A 17,533-nucleotide genomic window follows, 5' to 3' on the forward strand; every position below is an offset into this window, starting at 1 on the left:
TCCCTATGCGAATTCAAGAGACAGTCTCGGCTTCCCACTCCGTTCCCGTGATCTCGCGGGCACCGGGAAGTGCGTTTGAACAAGAGAACTCTGCAACCATCGTGACGACAGCCGTGAAAGCGCTGCCATTCCGAGGAGTCCGCCGCAAATTCGCACGCTGTTCACTGCTGCTGATCTTGTTGCTGGCACCAGGATGTGAAATGGGACGAAGCTGGTTCAGTATGAGCAGCGACTCTCCGATGCCCTGGTTTGGATTCGACCTGACGTTCCCGCGCCGGACCAGCCAGGTCGGCCCTCAAGAACTGGATCCAGAATCCAAGGCGAACAGACCAACCAGACGCCCTGTCTCGAACAGAAATCAGGCCGGAAAGTCATTCTCAAAAGAATTACACCTGCCAACGATTCCTGCATTCTTCGAAGACAAAAGCGTCGAAGAACTCTCATTCACTGGCCCCGAAAGCACTTTCTCACGCTAGAGCCTTGTTCGGCGTCGCTTGGCAACGTGTCGAACGAATTCCGCGGAGCCGTTGTGCAACCCCTGTACTGAAAATTGTTTTCTGACCTGCTTTGATTCGAAAGCATAATCAGGCGTGGATCTCAGACCTCTCTCAATTGCCAGAGTCTTCCCGAACGTTCATTAATTTATCTTGCTCGCAGTTGCCGCACCTCATACATTTGTTTGAAACAAACGTTCAGGTTGCCACATGGCTCAACGCGAAGATGGAACACGCGATCGCATCTTGAAAACGGCAGGAGCAATCTTCGCCGAACACGGATATGAACGCGCGACGATCCGCGAAATCAGCAGCCAGGCCAATGTGAATCTCGCGTCGATCAATTATCATTTTGGAGATAAAGAGCGGCTTTATCGCGAGACAATTCGTTTTGCTCACGAGTTCTGTATTCAACAAGTTCCGTTTCCAGAATGGTCGGCCGATACGCCTCCTGAGTCCCAGTTGCGACTCATCGTCCATGCACTCATGCAGCGCCTTCTCGCTGTCCAATCGTTGCCGTGGTACATGCGCCTGTTAATGCGTGAACACATCCAACCATCGGACATCGGCAGGGAATTGGCCGAAGATTTCATCCGGCCGCAACACGAAATGCTGGTCAAAACCATCGCAGCACTCGCTCCTGCTGGAACACCAGACTGGAAACTTCAACAGTTCGCATTCAGCGTTGTGGGACAATGTCTGTACTACAAACTGGGAAATCCCATCGTTCGAATGCTTGTACCGGTTGATGCGCTGGAAAATCACTTTTCACCGACTCAACTGGCCGACCACATCACAGAAGTCATGCTAGCTTCGTTCAGAGGAATGCATTTCGCTTCCTCGAACGATTCGTAATTTCTGCCTCCATGCGAGAGCAACTACTTATATGAAGATCCTTCTGGAACTCATCCGACTTGTCTTACCTGTCGCAATCGTGGCAGGCGGCGTTGTCGCATATTCCGCGATCAGCAGTCAAAAGAAAGACCCGGAGAAAACGGAGATCAAGGACGTGATTCCATTAGTGGAAACAGTCCCGGTCACCGTTCATCCTCATTCCCTCGACATTCAACTCGATGGCAGTGTTGTGCCGCATCGTGAAATCACCATGTCGGCCGAGGTTGCCGGCATGGTCACGATGAAAGCACCTGAGTGTCGGGCAGGGCGGTTCGTGAAAGCAGGAACACTTCTCGTCGAAATCGATTCGCGAGATTATCGACTCGAAGTCGAGCGTCTGACTGAAGAGGTTAAACAAGGAGACGCGGCATTACAGGAACTGGATGTCGACCTTCAGAATGTCGACGCTCTGCTTGATATTGCCCATGAGGAGACATTACTCCGGCAGCGCGAACTACGACGTATTCTGGCTCTGCATCAACAAAGTGCCAGCAGCGAAACAGCCGTTGATGAAGCACGTCGCATGGAGATGAGTGCCCGAAATTCCACACTGTCTCTCCAGAACCAATCCAGAAAGCTGGAAGCCAGTCGAGCACGTCTGCAAAGTGCGCGCAGTTTATCTGCGACAAAACTGAAGCAGGCCGAACTCAATGTCGAGAAGGCATCGATTCGGGCACCAATCGATGGCGTCATCGTCACAGAATCGGTTGAACAAAACAGTTTTGTGCAACCGGGGACATCACTGTTTGCAATCGATGACACCTCCGCCGCCGAGGTGCGCTGTAGTCTGCGAATGGAAGAACTCGAATGGGTACTGAGGCAGGCACCAGCGGCCGGGACACCAAGTTCAGGCAATGAGATTTCAGCCAACGATGCACTTAGTCATTCCCTCGATTATGAACTGCCGCTGACTCAGGCGACGGTCACATACCGTTCCAAGCTTGGAGACGTTCGCTGGGAGGGCAAGTTGATTCGCTTCGAAGGGATCGGACTGGATGAACGTACCAGAACCGTCCCTTGCCGCATTCTTGTTGAGAATCCTCGCGAGAAAATCAAATCGGTTTCTGACACCGAATACGCTGGCCCAAGAGCACTCGTCCGCGGGATGTTTGTCCGCGTCGTTCTGCATACCAATCCCGGACAGACATTGCTTTCCATTCCAGAAGTTGCCGTACAACCAGGAAATCAGGTTTACTGTGTTCGAGATGACAAACTGAAGATTGTCGCACTGAAAGAGATCTCGCTGACCGATGGTCACGTCCTGACTCCAGTGAAGCCGGAGGGCCTTCAGGAAGGCGATGAAGTCGTCATCACTCCGCTTGTGGCCCCTTTGGATGGCATGTCAATTCGCGTTGATAAAGCGGCCTCAGCTTCAAAGGTCGCAGGCAGATGAACTCACTCATTCGCTGGGCGATTCTTAACACGCCTGCCATGAATACGCTGATGCTGGCGGTTGTCTTCATCGGTCTCTTCGGTCTTTTCAACATGCGCAGGGAAGTGTTCCCTGAGTTTGATCTGGAAATCGTACTGGTGACGGTTCCCTATCCAGGGGCGAGTCCAGATGAGGTCGAAGAAGGGATCTGCCAGAAAATTGAAGAGGCTGTTCGTTCCATCGACGGCATCAAGAAGCAGACCTCCGTAGCCAAAGAGGGCGTGGGCGCCGTCATTCTTGAGTTGCGAACCGACGTCGACCCACAACGGATCGTCAACGAGGTCCGTTCTGAAGTGGACCGGATTCCCAGTTTTCCACTTCTGGCTGAAGATCCTGAAGTCGAACAGATCACCCTGCGGGATGCGGCCATCACCGTGGGAATCGTCGGACCAGATGACGAACAGAATGAACTCTCTGAATGGCGATTGCGCGAAGTCGCAGAGGCGATCCGCGATGAACTCACCCGCCTTCCAACAGTGTCGATCGCCAAGATTGTCGGAGCCAAAGACTTCGAAATCGATGTTGAGATCAGTGAAGAGACGTTGCGCCGGCATGGCCTGACACTCAGTCAGGTTGCCGACATCATCCGTTCCGAGAACCTCGAACTTCCAGCAGGGACCATTCGCACATCCGGGCAGGACATCCTTGTTAAAAGCAAAAACAAAGGGAACGTCGGCACCGAGATCGAGAAACTGCCGTTAATCACCGACGCCAACGGAGTCGTCCTGACAGTCGCCGACCTGGGAACCGTCCGTGACGAATTCGTCGATGTCGACATTTTCACACGTATCAATGGTAAGCCGGGGATGGCGATCACCATTGAGCGTTCGAAGACGGAAGACTTGCTGGCGTTGACTGACGAAGTTCATGCCTATGTGAACGCAAAGAAAATGCCTGCAGGGTATGAACTGATCACCTGGTCAGACCGCTCTGTCGAAGTCCGCGATCGCCTGAAACTTCTGTCTGAAAACGGAGTACAAGGGCTGATTCTCGTTGTGGTCACACTGTCGTTGTTCATGAATCTGCGACTCTCATGGTGGGTCGCCTTCGGCATCCCGATCAGTATTCTTGGAGCGTGCGCTGTTCTGTATTTCAATGGCGACACACTCAACATGCTGACAACGTTTACGTTCGTCATGGCGCTAGGAATTGTCGTCGACGACTCCATCGTGATCAGTGAAAATATTCACTCACACCGGATGATGGGAAAATCGCCTGTTCAAGCAGCGATTGATGGAACTCAGGAAGTGGCCGGCGCGGTCGTGTCATCAGTTGCCACAACGATCATCGCCTTCATGCCGCTCGCATTCGTGTCCGGGGTGATGGGAAAATTCATTGCAGTGATGCCGCTGACGATGATTGCGACACTGCTCTTCTCGCTTTTCGAAGCAATTTTCGTTCTGCCGTGCCACCTTGCTCATGAATCACATGCAGGGGAAGAGTCTGGCCCTTTAGCGTCGATGAGACGGTTCAACAGCCGAATTTCATTCCCTTTCCGTTGGACAATTGGCCTGGTCCTTCTCGCAACCGGGGCAGTACTGGAACTGTTCGCCTATCCAGTTCGCCGCATCTCGAAGGGTGTTGACCGGCTCAACAAAGCAACCGACTACTCGATGCAGGTGTTCTCAAACACGATGTACTTGCCGCTCTTGTATCGTGCTGTGAAATTCCCTGGCGTCACATTAAGTGTTGGCGTGGTCATCCTGATGCTGGCCTTCTCACTCGTCAAAGGCGGAATCGTTCAGTTCAATATCTTCCCCAAGGTCGATTCCAACACAATTGAAGCAAACATTGCCTTCCCGGATGGGACCCCCACTTCGGTCGCGGATGCTGCAACACTGAAACTGGAAGAAGCGATTCAGCGTATCCATGCCAAGTATCGCGATCAGAATGAGCCGATTCTTCACCTGACACGCCGGTCGGTCGGATATGTCACGATTCCACAAGGACCTGGTACTGCGACGGAATCCAGCGGCTCTCACATCGGAGCAGTGACGGCCCAATTGCGGGATGTGACGAAGAGAAATGTTCACAGCGAACAGATTCTCAGTGAATGGCGTACCGCAGCAGGTGAGTTTCCAGGAGCAGAAAGTGTCATCTTTGGGGCATCAGCGATGGGTCCCGGTGGCACGCCGATTGAATTCAAACTGCTGGCGAATGCAGAAAACATGGACGATCTGGAAACGGCCGTTGAGCGAGTCAAAGCCAGACTTAACGAGTTTAATGGCGTGTTCGATGTCCGTGACGATTCCCGCCCCGGCAAATGGGAATTCCAGTTGAAGATCAAAGAGGATGCCATCGCGATGGGCGTCCCGTTGCAGACACTCGCCCAGACGGTTCGCGGGTCGTACTACGGCGAAGAAGTGATGCGGCTTCAACGAGGTCGGCATGAAGTCAAGTTGATGGTCCGCTATCCCCGGGATGAACGCCGATCATTAACGGAGTTCGATCAAATTCGAATTCGCGGGAATGACGGAGTCGAACGTCCGTTGACGGAACTGGCCGACGTGACAATTGATCGCAGTTATTCTGAAGTGAACCGTGTGAACCAGCGACGTTCAATCACGATCTCGGCAGACGTGGACGAAGGCATTGCCAATGCGAGCGATATCGTTCGTACTCTGAAAAGCGATTTCATGCCCAAGCTGTTCGAAGAATTGCCGGGTGTGGATGTCCGCTGGGAAGGGCAACAGGAACAGACAGAGGAATCCGTCCAGAGTCTTCTCGTGGGGATGGCCGTCGCCCTTGTCGCAATGTTTGTGTTGCTGACACTCCAGTTCAATTCCTACTTCCAGCCCCTGTTGATTCTGGCAATCATTCCCTTTGCACTCGCAGGTGCGATTGCCGGACACGCCATGATGGGGATGCCGCTTACGTTGTTCAGTCTCTTTGGACTGGTGACGCTGACAGGCATTGTGGTCAACGATTCCATTGTGCTCGTCGACTTCATCAACCAGAAGGTCAAAGAAGGAAGTCCAATTCGCGACGCTATTCTTGAATCAGGTGTGCGTCGTCTCCGACCGATCCTGTTGACCTCAGTCACAACAATCGCGGGACTTTTCCCTCTCATTCTAGAGACATCAGCTCAGGCTCAGATTCTGATCCCAATGGCAGTCAGTATCTGTTTCGGACTGGCACTGACAACCTTCCTCGTGCTGATCTTTGTTCCGACGTTTTACCTGCTGCACGCTCAGATTACAGGTCGATTCGATCGGGAAGCCAAAGAATTCGCCCTCCGAGACCTGGCAGAGACTTCAGGCAACGCATAAGCCCGATAACGGGTTCGACACTGGACCAACGAAAAAGACGCCCCACCTCATCACTGAAGTGGAGCGTCTTTTTAATTTCAGCAACTCAACATTACGACACTGGAGTCGCAAGACGGTGTGTCGGTGTCGGGCGACCTGGACGGAAGCTCTGTGTCTGCCGGAAGGTTGCCTTCACTTGCAGCAATTCGGCCACTTCTTCAACGGCCTCTTTCACCAGTTCCTGCAGCTCGGCCGGGTCACAGGCGACTCGGGCGTTCACAATCACTTCGGCTTTCTTCACATCGCAATTTGATGGCAATGAAAGCTCAACCCGAGTGTCGCTGCTGATCAGGTTGGCGACACCGAAGAAGCCTTCCCACAGGCCAATCGTTTTCAGGTGCGCTGGCTCGTATTGAGCTGCCTTGAGTTTCCCCTGCAGCTGATAGACCACGCCCAGCAGGAAGTCATCGAGAAAGAATTCATTTTCTGATTCGACGGTTAAGCTGCTGTTGAGCCATCCCAGCTCGGCTTCCCCATCGGCATAGATGTCGTAATCGATGTCGAGGATCTTGCGGCCGAAATCCCCGTCCTGAGCCAGAAACTCGACAAGTTGATCGATGCCAGCCCCTTCCTTTGCCGAGATTCGCAGCAATGGAGTGTTAGGATACTGCTGCTCGCAAAGCTGTGTGATCTCTGCCAGTTCTCGTTCGTTCAGTTCATCGATCCGATTCACCAGAATCAGATCGGCTTCTTCCAGCTGCTTGGAAAGAATGTATGCGGCTTTCGGAGAGAAGCCCGCCTGTTGTTCGTTCTTCAGAATACGAATGCCGTGACTTGGCTTCAGAATGACCCCATAAGGAGCAATGCTGAAATCCGCATCAAACATCTGCTTGATCGGCTGAATGACGGTCGCAACAAGATCCGTACAGCTTCCCACAGGTTCGGCGAGGATGACGTCTGGACGCTCACTAGCCGACAGCTTTTCCATCGTGCCGATCAGCTCGTTGAAATTGCAGCAGAAGCAGGCTCCGGCAACTTCGCCGACATCAAACCCCTGTGACCGCAATGAATTGGTATCGACCAGATCCGTTGCCTGATCGTTTGTCACGATCCCGACGTTCAACCCCTGATCGGTATAGTGCTTGGCGAGCCGCCCCAGTGTGGTCGTTTTTCCGGCACCAAGAAATCCACCGAGCAGAATGAAACGAATGCGATGAGCCATAATTTCAGTTCTTTCGTCAGCAACTCGCTCTATCAAATAGCAGCAACCGGCGTTTCAATCACCGCATAATCTGTTTTAGAAAATCAACCAGCAAGAGTTCGCAGGATGGATTTCTACCAAGCCACACAGCCTTCACAAGGCAGTGCTGCTCGACAGATGGCGGCCTTCGTCGGAACAGCTTGAAATCTGCTCGATTCCGTTGACCTTCGCCGACTCAACAATAATCTTGCGATCATTAGATCATCTTTCTGTGAACTTTTCTCGCTCCCATCGGAATCTTTTACGCCAATTTTTACTGCAATCCTCCAGCGTCTCTGAACAGTGTTGAGCAATTGATCTGGAAAACGTCGATCGCAACAATACTCTGAAGCGAATAAACAAATTGAAACGACGGTCAACGGCACACCAAAACAGGGCGGCCTGAACCGATCTATCAGGGTTGGAATCACAGTATCCATCTTGGCGAAACCTGTGCTGATGCTCATTATCTTCGCGGTGAGTCGCAAGTTCATCGACTGATTAACGTAACGAATCCGGCCTTCAAGCCAGTGTGAAGAAAGCAAGACATGAGAGTTCTGGTCACCGGAGGCGCCGGATTTATTGGAAGTCATCTCACTGACGCCCTGTTGAAAGCAGGACATCAGGTGGCAGTCATCGACGATCTGTCTTCTGGCAGCAGCTCAAATGTCCCGGCAACCGCGAAGTTCTTTCAGATTGACATTCGCAATTCACAACAAGTTGCAGACGCATTCGCAGAGTTCCGCCCTGACGCCGTGAGCCATCAGGCGGCACAAATGTCCGTCAGTCGTTCGGTTCGAGAGCCGGGCTTCGACGCAGAGGTCAACCTTCTTGGGCTGATCAATGTCGCTTCTGCCGCTGTCGCGGTCGGAACGAAGCGGATGGTCTTCGCTTCATCTGGAGGGGTCCTCTACGGCGAAGCGACATCTCCAGCCGGAGAAGAAACACCTGCTCAGCCAGTTTCGCCATACGGCATCAGTAAGTGGGGCGGAGAACAATACCTCAAGTTCTTCCATCGTGAACACGGACTTTCATCCGTCGCTCTCCGTTATGCCAACGTCTACGGAGAACGACAGAATCCACATGGCGAAGCAGGAGTGGTCGCCATCTTCTGCACACGCTTACTGCGTGGACAATCAGCGACAATCAACGGCGACGGGAAGTACGTCCGCGATTACGTCCATGTCTCCGATGTCGTCCGAGCGAATCTGGCGGCACTGCAACTGAATCAGTCTGGTTTCGAACCGATCAATATCGGCACTGGAATCGGCACCGACGTCAATGAACTGGCGACACAAGTACGCCAGTCCTGCATAGACATTCTTCACGCACGAGGAATCTCGACAGAGGTTCCAGAACTTGGTCGCGGGCCAGAACGAGCAGGGGATTTGCGTTCCAATCTCGTTGCCTGGGACAAGGCGAAGACCGTGCTGAACTGGAGCCCGCTGGTCGAATTCAAAAGCGGTCTGCAACAGACTGTCAGCTGGTTTGCTGACCAGTTGTAGGAATGCTGGAGGAATCTAGTAGGCGGCCTCTGCCTCTTGAAGTTGCTGAAGCACCTGCGTCATTGTAGAGCGATCTGCCTGATCAGGTGCGAGCATCGGCACAATGAGTGATTGCCACTCGACCGGAATGTCTCCAAGCAAACTGGCTGCCAGATTCTCCTGACGTAACTTCAGGAGAATGGAGAGTGGCGACTTGTCCGGCATCGCCCGACGTCCGGTGATCATCTCAAAGAAGATTAACCCCAGGGCAAAAACATCCGCAGCCGGGCCGGCCGTCTGTCCAGATGCCTGTTCCGGGGACATGTAAGCCGGTGTGCCAGAAATCGTCGCAGCTTCAGCCTGATCCCCCGCGACCATGATCATGGTGTTGTCGGGATTCGCCGAAGCAGCAACTGGATGCGTCTGCGTTTTCTTGACCGATTCCGTAACAGGTTGGCGATTGCTTCTCGCTAATCCAAAGTCCAGAATCTTCGGCTGACCATCGTCGGTGATTACGATGTTCGCCGGTTTCAAATCTCCATGCAGCACGCCCTGCTGGTGAGCAGCAAGAATCCCGGATGCCATTCCCGTTGCCAGACGAAGGAACCGATGTCGCTCCAACGGGCCATTCCCCAGCAGATCAGCGAGCGGAACCCCGTGCAGTCGTTCCATCGTAATGATGGGCATGCCGTCGACTTCATCCACAGCATAAATCGTACAGACGTTCGGATGGTTCAATCTGGCTGCGGAACGCGCTTCAAGAATTGCTTCAGATCGGGCATCAATCCCTTGTGAATGAAGCACCTTCAAGGCAACGACACGCTCCAGTCGCGTATCCCAGGCTTCAAAGACATTCCCGAAAGAGCCGGAGCCAAGTTGTGAACGAATACGATAATGCCCGAGCGCGGTCCCCGGTCGCAACAATGCTTCGGCATCAAACTGGCCGTCCGCGCTGGTCCAGCCCGCCGGGCAAAGACCACCTGCCTGCACCGCATCCAGGACTCGAAGCGTCTCGTCCGTGTTCCGCCCCACGCTCAGATTCTGCACGACTGTATACTGCAGGGTTCCTTCAGGATCGATGATAAACAGACCGCGTAACGCAACCTGATTCTTCGCATCCCAGACACCGTACTGACGGGCAACTTGACCAGTGACATCCGCTCCCAGCGGAAAGCGAAGTGGTCCCAATCCGCCATCAGCCGGTGGTGTGTTCAGCCATTCCCGGTGCATCTCAACAGAGTCGCTACTGATCCCGAGTATCTCGCAGTCGCGTTGCTGAAAGTCTTCAAGCCGCGCGCTGAATGCGGTCAGTTCGGTCGGGCAGACGAAAGAAAAATCACGAGGGTAGAAAAGCAAAATGAGCCAACGGCCAGCGAACTCCTGGCGACGGACAAGCTGCACCTGATCGACACCAGAGATCACAAATTCCAGTGCAAAGTCGGGTGCTGTCTGACCAACACACGCGACTGCACCTTGAACTGACTCTGTCGAATCAAGACTGCCTGCATTTGGAGTGACAGCGTCCGGCATGATTCGAGTTGCCCTGTGAGAGAGGAGATGTGGCATACTGTCATTGGAGGCCCGTCCTTCCAACAACGTCGCCAGGTTGCTTCTCAGGGAACTTGCCCCGGATTCAACCTTACAACCACATCATAGTCGTCACAGCATCAGGAGACGATTGAACAGCTGGCGGAATGCTGCACTATCTCGTCAGAGTCTTGTCGAGATCCGCTTCAAGCTGAGTGATGTCGACATTCACGCTCCGGACGATTCCATCACGATCGACCAGCCAATATTGTGGTACGTCTTTCACTCCATAATGACGAGCGACTAGATTCTGCTCTCCACGCTTTTCCGCATCGGAGAAGAAGATCTGCGGCCAGTCGAGCTTGTGCTGCTGAACAAACTGGCTGACGGCGACTTCATCACGATCCATATTCACACCGACAGCGCGGATGCGTCCATCGTGCTTGGTGAGTGCCGTCTGAATCAGTGGCAGGTCTTCCTGAAACTTACCGGAGTTTGAAGTCCAGAACGCCACCAGAACCATCTGACCTTTCAACTGGCTCGCTGAGACAAACCCTCCATTCAGGAGTGTTCCTCCGAACTCGACCAGATGCTCGCCTGGAAGTCGCAAGCGTCGCAATGAGCTTTCAACCTGTTGGAAATACGGGGTCTGCGAGTAAGTCTGTTCAATCCACGCGTAACAGGTTTCTGCTTCGCTGTCATATCGCAGCTTCTCACACATCTGACCAGCGAGAACCAGATTCATCGCCGCCCGATTTGTTTCCTGCGGGAAATTCGTTGCAAACTTCTGAGCTTCTTTTGCGTAGGCCAAAGTCCACTTCGGACTTGGTTGCTCAGAACGAGTCGCCATATTCTGAATCAGCTCCAGAACACGGGATGCTGATTCAATCGCGGCAAATGATGTTGGATCTTTTTCGAATAATGTCTCAGCGTCTTCAGCCAGTTTCTGAGCCTGATCAGCGTCACCAGCCGAGGCCAGTTGCATCCGCGCATCGCACAGACACAGGATCGCAGCATTGAACTGCTCGGTCATTCCCGGCTTATCGAATGTTTTGACAATCGCTTCTGAAGCGAGCTTCACAATCGCTCGATTGCGGCGAAGTGAGTCCTCGCTTGAATCGGTGGTTCCAGCAACGACAGTATGAGTCGCACTGGTCACGACACCTTTTGATTCTGCCGAAGAGACGCGCAGCTTGGCGATCTCATTCAGAAGCCATTCCACGGACCCTTTGGCTGGTTGTGGATCAGGGTCAGGGCGGGCCGCTTCTTTGGTTGCAGCCGTTAATTGAATCTCTCCGCGGTGAACTGCTTTCACCGCTGGCATTTCCGTCTGCTCCGGTGCAACTGGTGCTGCTTCAGGAGTGACAGGTTGAAATTCCGCCGTCTCAGGAGCGGATGACGTCCCGCATCCTGCGAAGCCCAATGCGAGCCCCAAGGTCACCGTCCCCCATGTCGCGCGCGATGAAAACGCGGAATTCGTGCCGGCTGCCCGTACTCGATTCGAAATCCATTTCGACATGACGACGTTCTCCCTTGCTCTTCCGTGAGCATGTTCCCAAAAAAATCACCGTATCACGGTCTCCAGATCACTGTCTCCAGTTCTCCGTTCCCGGAGAACTGTGTCTACGACTCTTCACCCCAAATGGTGAACGTCATTGATGACATCGACTGAACACGGCGTACGATTAACGAGAGGCCCAATTGGACAGACTTCACTGCGAACGCATTTGGTCCGCATCAAATTCAGCTGGAACAACTGAATTGAAGTCCGCACACGCTCGATATCACGCAACAATGGGTGCACTCTGATGTTGTTTCAGACTGCAACAATTGGGTTTTAAGCAATTTCTACAAAATGAATCAAGATCCGTTCTCAGCCAACGTTGTCTCCCTGGCTCTCCCCGACCTCGGGACAGGTGACCTGCCCATCCGTTTTCTTACGTGGCTCGTCCCTGTCGATTCGCAAGTCATTACAGGAGAACGAATTGCTGAGATCCTCGTCGACGGAATCGTATTCTGTGTCGAATCGGATCACGATGGTGTCCTGATCACACAGTCCGCCCACCCTGGAATAATCCTGAAGCCGAATGCGGTCATTGGACGAGTTCAGCTCGCGGATGCCGACTAACGCTGGTCCCAGAAAACGACACCTGAAACAAAAATTGGGCGGCGATCAGACTGACCGCCACCCAATAGATTGTGACGACATCAACACTCGTCTCAGAGCAGTTCCAGCGATTGTGAACTGATGACTAATCTTCCTTGGAAACCGGATAAAGCAGGCGGCCGCAAACGCTGCAAATCATCAATTTCCCACTGTTCACCAGCACGCGATGTTGAGGCGTGAGTGACACAAAGCATTGATTGCACATTCCGTTTTCTGATGAGGCCATGGCTTCTGCGCCATACGCTTCGACCAGCCGGTCGTACTGTACCTTCAGTTCATTCGGAATGATTGTTTCGACTTCTTTGATTTTCGCTCGCAGGTGATTCTCGCGATCGCGCAGTTCAACGGCTTTAACATCAAACTCCGCTGAATACACTTTCAGATCTTCGGTCAGATCGACAATCTGCTTCTTCGTGGCAGTGACATCCGCTGACCGTGCATCGACCCGATCTAGCCATTCAAGAATTTCGTCTTCGAGTACCGCTTTAGCGACGCGGTCCGCTTCCATCTGCCCTTTGATGATGTCGAATTCCCGGTTGGAAGACGCGGTATTCAACTTCCCTTGCAGATCGAGCAGGTGCGACTCTTTCGACTTCAGATCGAGGTTCTTGCGATCGACAGCCGCTCGAGCGTCCTTCAGTTCCTGCTCACGCAGAACCAATTGTTGCTCCGCTTCAGCAATTCGCGTCTGACGAACCTTAATTTGGCGCGGTCCTTTACCCAACTGATCAAGAATGTCCTTAAGTCGAACATGTAGTGAATGAAGGTGACCGAACTGCGCACCTGCTGACGCCATAAAGGCACTCCGTTGACGAATTGAAAAGAGCAATCCGGGGCGTTTGCCCCTTCTACATCAGGCTATCAGTCGAAAATCAGCGACGTCCGACTCGACGTGACCGCCATAGCAGACACATCAACCTTGATGGATTCCTCAAATGAGGAACACCTATCCAGTCTGGCAGATTTCGAATGACTTTCCAATCTCCGCATCCTCATCATCTCTGAATCAATGAACGAAAATCAGGTCAGAGATCCTGAAAGTGCGCTTCGAGCTGTTTCAGCAAAGGATCAATCGTCTTCCCTTGAATGCTGTGAGGAGGCTTCCAGGACACCCATTCACTTCCAAGATGCTCCGTATGATTGATCTCGTGTTCATCCTCCACCCGGGCGAGAAAGATCGTCAGCGTCTTCAGATATGTCTGCTCTTTCTTTCCGCCATAACGAGCAGCAGACACTTCATATTCCTGAATATATTGAAACGCGTCATCCAGCCGCACGAGGCTGCGATTGATTCCGGTTTCCTCTTCCATCTCCCGCAACGCACATTCGATGTCTGTCTCACCAGGATCGACATGTCCCTTAGGAAGATCCCAGCGGTCAGAATGTCGCATCAGCAGAAATGATTTCACGGGGTCACCGCACACCAGAATGACGCCGCAGGATCGAGGTTGTTTGCTCTTTGCCATAAAATCTTCGCTCTTAATCGAAGCAGGAAGACGAGGAGCGGCCACTCGACCTGTCTGCCTGTACTGCCATGAAACGTCAATTGCCATACAAAGTTGAGTCCCGAAATTCGCGACTCATTCATCTATTCTGGCAATAACGCACCTGGCGCTCAATGAGAGTTCTGGACGTTCTGCGAGTGTTGTTCAGTACCATGTTTCGGCAGATTTCGCCGATTTCGGGGTCTCTTCAGACTGCTTCCAGATGGCGAATACTGCCGATCTTCAATCGATTTCATTCGATTTCGTACACAAAACATTCGTTTTCCTCCATTTTCATCGGCAACGTCTTGTTGCGATCAGTCGAAGGGGACTACTACCCCGCTGCTCGGTCAGAAATGGCCGCACGCGGATTTCAATGTCACCTTCAACTTGATTACAAGTTATGCCGCGACTTGCCCCAACTTCCAATCGGTTTCATTCGCTGCCCCGACTGACCAACATGGTTCTGAGTCGGTGCTTCGTATTGATCACCTGTTTCGCTGTTGTATTGGCTGACACGCCAGTCCACGCGCAGGACGAATCCGGTGCTTTGGCGTTTCCTGACATTGAACCTGAACCAGGTCAACAGGTCGCCTCTGGCGGGACATACGCGCGTCCTGTCGAAAAGAACCCCACCGGCGCCGGAATTGATGGGCGTATCGGGTTCATCGGTCTTAAAACCTTCGGGAGATCGGACAGCATTGCCCCGATCGAGTTGTTCCCGTACGTCATGTCCGAAAGCGCCATCTTATTCGGAGACCTGCGCGGGTTCATTTCGACAGAAGGTGACCTTGGTGCCAACCTCGGTATGGGATTTCGATTCATCGATCCAACCGACACAGCACTGTTTGGAGCCAACTTCTTCTACGACGCCGATGCAACGAGTGGGGAAACATTCCACCAGCTGTCAGTTGGCTGGGAAGCACGCACCCAAATGTTTGGAACCTACGGGAACGTTTACTTCCCTGTCGGAGATTCCAACAAAATCCTGCAGCAATCCATTCTGAACCCACGATTCGATGGCAACGAAATCCTGTTCGACGTCCGCAGCCGAACCGGCCAGGCCATGTCTGGTCTCGACCTGAACGTACAGATGTTTCTTCCCGGCGACTTTGCTCAGGACCATCAGGTTCAGGTGACTGCCGGCTGGTACGGATTCAATGGTGATGGAGTCGAGAACATCAACGGAGTTCAGGTTCAGCTTCAGGGAAATATCACCCCGTCTCTGACCATGCTGACATCGCTGACACACGACAAGACATTTGGCACCAACGTCGCCATCGGAGGTTTCTTCCAGTTCGGAAGTCGCAGCCTGCCGGACATCGACCTGCAAGGTCAACTGCGTCGCTACGTGCAACGTAACTACAACGTGATTGTGTCGAAGAAATCTCAGCTTGAAACCGGAATCGCTGCCATCAACCCTCTGACCGGATCACAGTATGTGGTTCAGCACGTCGGAGCCGCCAGCGGAACAACAAACGGTACGGAAGGCAATCCGTACGCCACAGTCGGTGACGCACAGAATGCTGGTGGTGACATTATCTATGTTCATGCTGGCACAACGCTCAATGAAAACATCGTGATTGGCGACGGCCAGTATCTCTTCGGAGAAGGTGCCGACGTCACACTGAGCGACGCCCGATACGGCTCATTCAATCTTCCAGGTGGCGACAGCACTGGAGCTGCCCCGATCATCACCGGTCCAACCAGTGATGCCATCATCACGATCGGAAACAATTCCCGACTGGCTGGATTCAAGATTGAGAACGCAGCAGGTCGCGGGATTCTTGCCAAGGATGTTGAGAACTTTGTCGTCGAACAAGTCGCGATTCTCAACTCGACTGACGAAGCGATTTATGTCGAGAACACCGAATCCGGAACGTTCTCCAATATCCAGATCTCTGGAGGGGGAAGCGACGGGATCAAGATCGTCGGTATTGATGACGTGCTGACAGTGAACAACATTTATATCGAGAACGTCGCCGGGAACGGTGTTCATGTTGACGGCGGACTCGGGCTGATCAGCTTCACTGGACAAACCATCGTCAAGAATGCTGGCGATGCCGCATTCCGCGTTACCAATCTGGAAACGCTTGTTGAAGTCGATGACCGTGGAACAGTGACTGTCGCCGATGACATCACAACAAAAACCCCCGGCATCGTTGGTGTCGAGCAGCTCGTCGTCCGGAACACCACTGGCGGGGCAGGGATTGTTGTTGAAGGAAACGAAGGAGCGATCGGTTTCGGTGCAGTTGATATCGAAACAGACGGGGCCGCTGCCTTCTACTCACGAGACACTGAAAGTGTGGTTGTTCAGAACGGTTACATGAACACTAAGAATGCCACTGCGATTGATGTCGAAGACTCCGGGATCAATATCGCTTTGACTCAGCTTGTTGCCACCAATGCAACAAACGGTGTCAGGCTCGTCGATACAACCGGTTTGCTCGCGGTCTATGGAACAGGAAACCTGGGAACCGGCGGATCGATATCCGGGATGACGAACGCGATCTACATGGAGAACGGCCCGAGCGTCGCGATGCAGAATGTCGACTTCACCAACAACGGCAAAGTTGCATTTGTGGATGGTGCGGAAAGCCTGATCATCGTCGGATCGAATATCACTCAGACTGCCAACATGTTCGTCGACGCCACGAATCTGACAATGCTTCAGATGTACAGCAACGAGTTCTCCAACAATGCACTGTCTTCTGGAACAGGGATTCACTATCGAGTCGACAAGACCGGGACATACACCGCGTCGGTCACAAACAACACAGCGACAAACGTTGCCGGCAACTTCTTCGTGACAGAATCACTGGCTGGTGCTGAAGGAGCTTCTCTGGCCTACAGCTTCCAGAACAACAAGCTCAACATGACAACAGCAAATGCTGTCGGTGCCTCTGTGAACTGGACAGGGCCAATTGCAGCTTACTTCCTCAGCAACGAAATCACGGGAAGCCAGGCTGGTCAGACCGGGATTCGCTTCGTCACCGGATCATCCAACGATCAGGCTGTCGTTCAGATGCAGCAGAACGCGATCACCTTGGGCGGTGCAAACAGCATCGGGATCGATATCGACGTCAACTCAACTTCAACGATCTACGCGACACAGAACGGCATCACATTCAATGGCCTGAATGGTATCGGGATTCGCTCCAAGTTGATGAAGGCGTCCGGGATGAACGTCTCAGGCAACCTGATCGTCGACAATGTCGGCGGAGCAACCGGGATTCAGTTCGATTCGGTTGAACACCTCTCAACACTCGTGCTTAACAACAACAAGATCGACCTGTCTCACGCAAGCACATTTGTAGACCGCGGAATTGTCTTGTCTTCCATTGGAAACCTGACCGCCGTCTCCGATCCATTCGTGACATTCATCTCGACCGTCAGCAACGAGATTGTTGGAGCAACAACCCCATACAGTCTCCCGGCGACTGGTGCCCGAGGAACGCTGCTGATCAACGGAGTCTCGGTCCACTAGGCCGCCTTCTCAATCAGAGGGCAGGTGTCACCGCTGATCAACAGATTGCATTCATCACAAACACGGAATGGAGCCA

The 17,533-nt window shown here is 52.9% G+C and carries 12 protein-coding genes; 7 read left to right on the top strand and 5 right to left on the bottom strand.

What is annotated here, in order from left to right; genetic code table 11:
* Window positions 1-5: 5 nt before the first annotated feature.
* From SH527x_RS13750 to SH527x_RS13765, 4 genes are all read left to right on the top strand, one after another.
* The gene (locus tag SH527x_RS13750; protein ID WP_437191248.1) at window positions 6-476 is read left to right on the top strand and encodes a hypothetical protein; all 471 of its coding nucleotides are present in this window, start codon (window positions 6-8) and stop codon (window positions 474-476) included.
* Window positions 477-704: 228 nt separating this feature from the next.
* A complete protein-coding gene (locus tag SH527x_RS13755) occupies window positions 705-1,349 on the top strand; it encodes a TetR/AcrR family transcriptional regulator (RefSeq protein ID WP_437191249.1) in 645 nt (214 codons plus the stop codon).
* A 31-nt stretch (window positions 1,350-1,380) separates the two neighbouring features.
* Window positions 1,381-2,781, top strand: coding sequence for an efflux RND transporter periplasmic adaptor subunit (locus SH527x_RS13760; RefSeq protein WP_437191250.1), 1,401 nt, complete (start codon window positions 1,381-1,383; stop codon window positions 2,779-2,781).
* The gene (locus tag SH527x_RS13765) at window positions 2,778-6,089 is read left to right on the top strand and encodes an efflux RND transporter permease subunit (RefSeq protein ID WP_437191251.1); all 3,312 of its coding nucleotides are present in this window, start codon (window positions 2,778-2,780) and stop codon (window positions 6,087-6,089) included. Before SH527x_RS13760 ends, SH527x_RS13765 begins: the two co-directional genes overlap by 4 nt.
* Before the next feature lie 91 nt (window positions 6,090-6,180).
* Here the strand turns inward: SH527x_RS13765 and SH527x_RS13770 are convergent, their stop codons facing one another.
* Window positions 6,181-7,290, bottom strand: coding sequence for a GTP-binding protein (locus SH527x_RS13770; protein ID WP_437191252.1), 1,110 nt, complete (start codon window positions 7,288-7,290; stop codon window positions 6,181-6,183).
* 566 nt (window positions 7,291-7,856) lie between these two features.
* Between SH527x_RS13770 and SH527x_RS13775 the strand changes: the two genes are divergently transcribed.
* Window positions 7,857-8,813: an SDR family NAD(P)-dependent oxidoreductase gene (locus SH527x_RS13775; RefSeq protein WP_437191253.1), complete on the top strand. Its 957-nt coding sequence runs from the start codon at window positions 7,857-7,859 to the stop codon at window positions 8,811-8,813.
* Window positions 8,814-8,828: 15 nt separating this feature from the next.
* Here SH527x_RS13775 and SH527x_RS13780 read toward each other — a convergent pair whose 3' ends face one another.
* Together SH527x_RS13780 and SH527x_RS13785 are read right to left on the bottom strand one after the other, a co-directional pair.
* Complete coding sequence (locus SH527x_RS13780) at window positions 8,829-10,322, bottom strand: protein kinase domain-containing protein (RefSeq protein ID WP_437191254.1); 1,494 nt, start codon at window positions 10,320-10,322, stop codon at window positions 8,829-8,831.
* A 172-nt stretch (window positions 10,323-10,494) separates the two neighbouring features.
* A complete protein-coding gene (locus SH527x_RS13785) occupies window positions 10,495-11,838 on the bottom strand; it encodes a TlpA family protein disulfide reductase (protein WP_437191255.1) in 1,344 nt (447 codons plus the stop codon).
* 336 nt (window positions 11,839-12,174) lie between these two features.
* Between SH527x_RS13785 and SH527x_RS13790 the strand changes: the two genes are divergently transcribed.
* The gene (locus SH527x_RS13790; RefSeq protein WP_437191256.1) at window positions 12,175-12,447 is read left to right on the top strand and encodes a hypothetical protein; all 273 of its coding nucleotides are present in this window, start codon (window positions 12,175-12,177) and stop codon (window positions 12,445-12,447) included.
* 124 nt (window positions 12,448-12,571) lie between these two features.
* On the opposite strand, the gene SH527x_RS13795 is transcribed toward SH527x_RS13790, so the two are convergent.
* Complete coding sequence (locus SH527x_RS13795; RefSeq protein WP_437191257.1) at window positions 12,572-13,282, bottom strand: zinc ribbon domain-containing protein; 711 nt, start codon at window positions 13,280-13,282, stop codon at window positions 12,572-12,574.
* 229 nt (window positions 13,283-13,511) lie between these two features.
* On the bottom strand, window positions 13,512-14,039 hold the full coding sequence (locus SH527x_RS13800; protein WP_437191258.1) for a bis(5'-nucleosyl)-tetraphosphatase: 528 nt from the start codon (window positions 14,037-14,039) through the stop codon (window positions 13,512-13,514).
* Window positions 14,040-14,373: 334 nt separating this feature from the next.
* On the opposite strand from SH527x_RS13800, the gene SH527x_RS13805 reads away from it, so the two are divergent.
* Window positions 14,374-17,457, top strand: coding sequence for an inverse autotransporter beta domain-containing protein (locus SH527x_RS13805; RefSeq protein WP_437191259.1), 3,084 nt, complete (start codon window positions 14,374-14,376; stop codon window positions 17,455-17,457).
* The last annotated feature ends 76 nt before the right edge of the window (window positions 17,458-17,533 follow it).

The sequence above is a fragment of the Planctomicrobium limosum genome, assembly GCF_051465645.1.
Taxonomy (GTDB): Bacteria; Planctomycetota; Planctomycetia; order Planctomycetales; family Planctomycetaceae; genus Planctomicrobium.

Bases quoted from the DNA above. Each gene is read 5' to 3' on its own strand.
- SH527x_RS13750 (WP_437191248.1), top strand. From the start codon at position 6: ATGCGAATTCAAGAGACAGTCTCGGCTTCCCACTCCGTTCCCGTGATC.
- SH527x_RS13755 (WP_437191249.1), top strand. From the start codon at position 705: ATGGCTCAACGCGAAGATGGAACACGCGATCGCATCTTGAAAACGGCA.
- SH527x_RS13760 (WP_437191250.1), top strand. From the start codon at position 1,381: ATGAAGATCCTTCTGGAACTCATCCGACTTGTCTTACCTGTCGCAATC.
- SH527x_RS13765 (WP_437191251.1), top strand. From the start codon at position 2,778: ATGAACTCACTCATTCGCTGGGCGATTCTTAACACGCCTGCCATGAAT.
- SH527x_RS13770 (WP_437191252.1), bottom strand. From the start codon at position 7,290: ATGGCTCATCGCATTCGTTTCATTCTGCTCGGTGGATTTCTTGGTGCC.
- SH527x_RS13775 (WP_437191253.1), top strand. From the start codon at position 7,857: ATGAGAGTTCTGGTCACCGGAGGCGCCGGATTTATTGGAAGTCATCTC.
- SH527x_RS13780 (WP_437191254.1), bottom strand. From the start codon at position 10,322: ATGCCGGACGCTGTCACTCCAAATGCAGGCAGTCTTGATTCGACAGAG.
- SH527x_RS13785 (WP_437191255.1), bottom strand. From the start codon at position 11,838: ATGTCGAAATGGATTTCGAATCGAGTACGGGCAGCCGGCACGAATTCC.
- SH527x_RS13790 (WP_437191256.1), top strand. From the start codon at position 12,175: ATGAATCAAGATCCGTTCTCAGCCAACGTTGTCTCCCTGGCTCTCCCC.
- SH527x_RS13795 (WP_437191257.1), bottom strand. From the start codon at position 13,282: ATGGCGTCAGCAGGTGCGCAGTTCGGTCACCTTCATTCACTACATGTT.
- SH527x_RS13800 (WP_437191258.1), bottom strand. From the start codon at position 14,039: ATGGCAATTGACGTTTCATGGCAGTACAGGCAGACAGGTCGAGTGGCC.
- SH527x_RS13805 (WP_437191259.1), top strand. From the start codon at position 14,374: ATGCCGCGACTTGCCCCAACTTCCAATCGGTTTCATTCGCTGCCCCGA.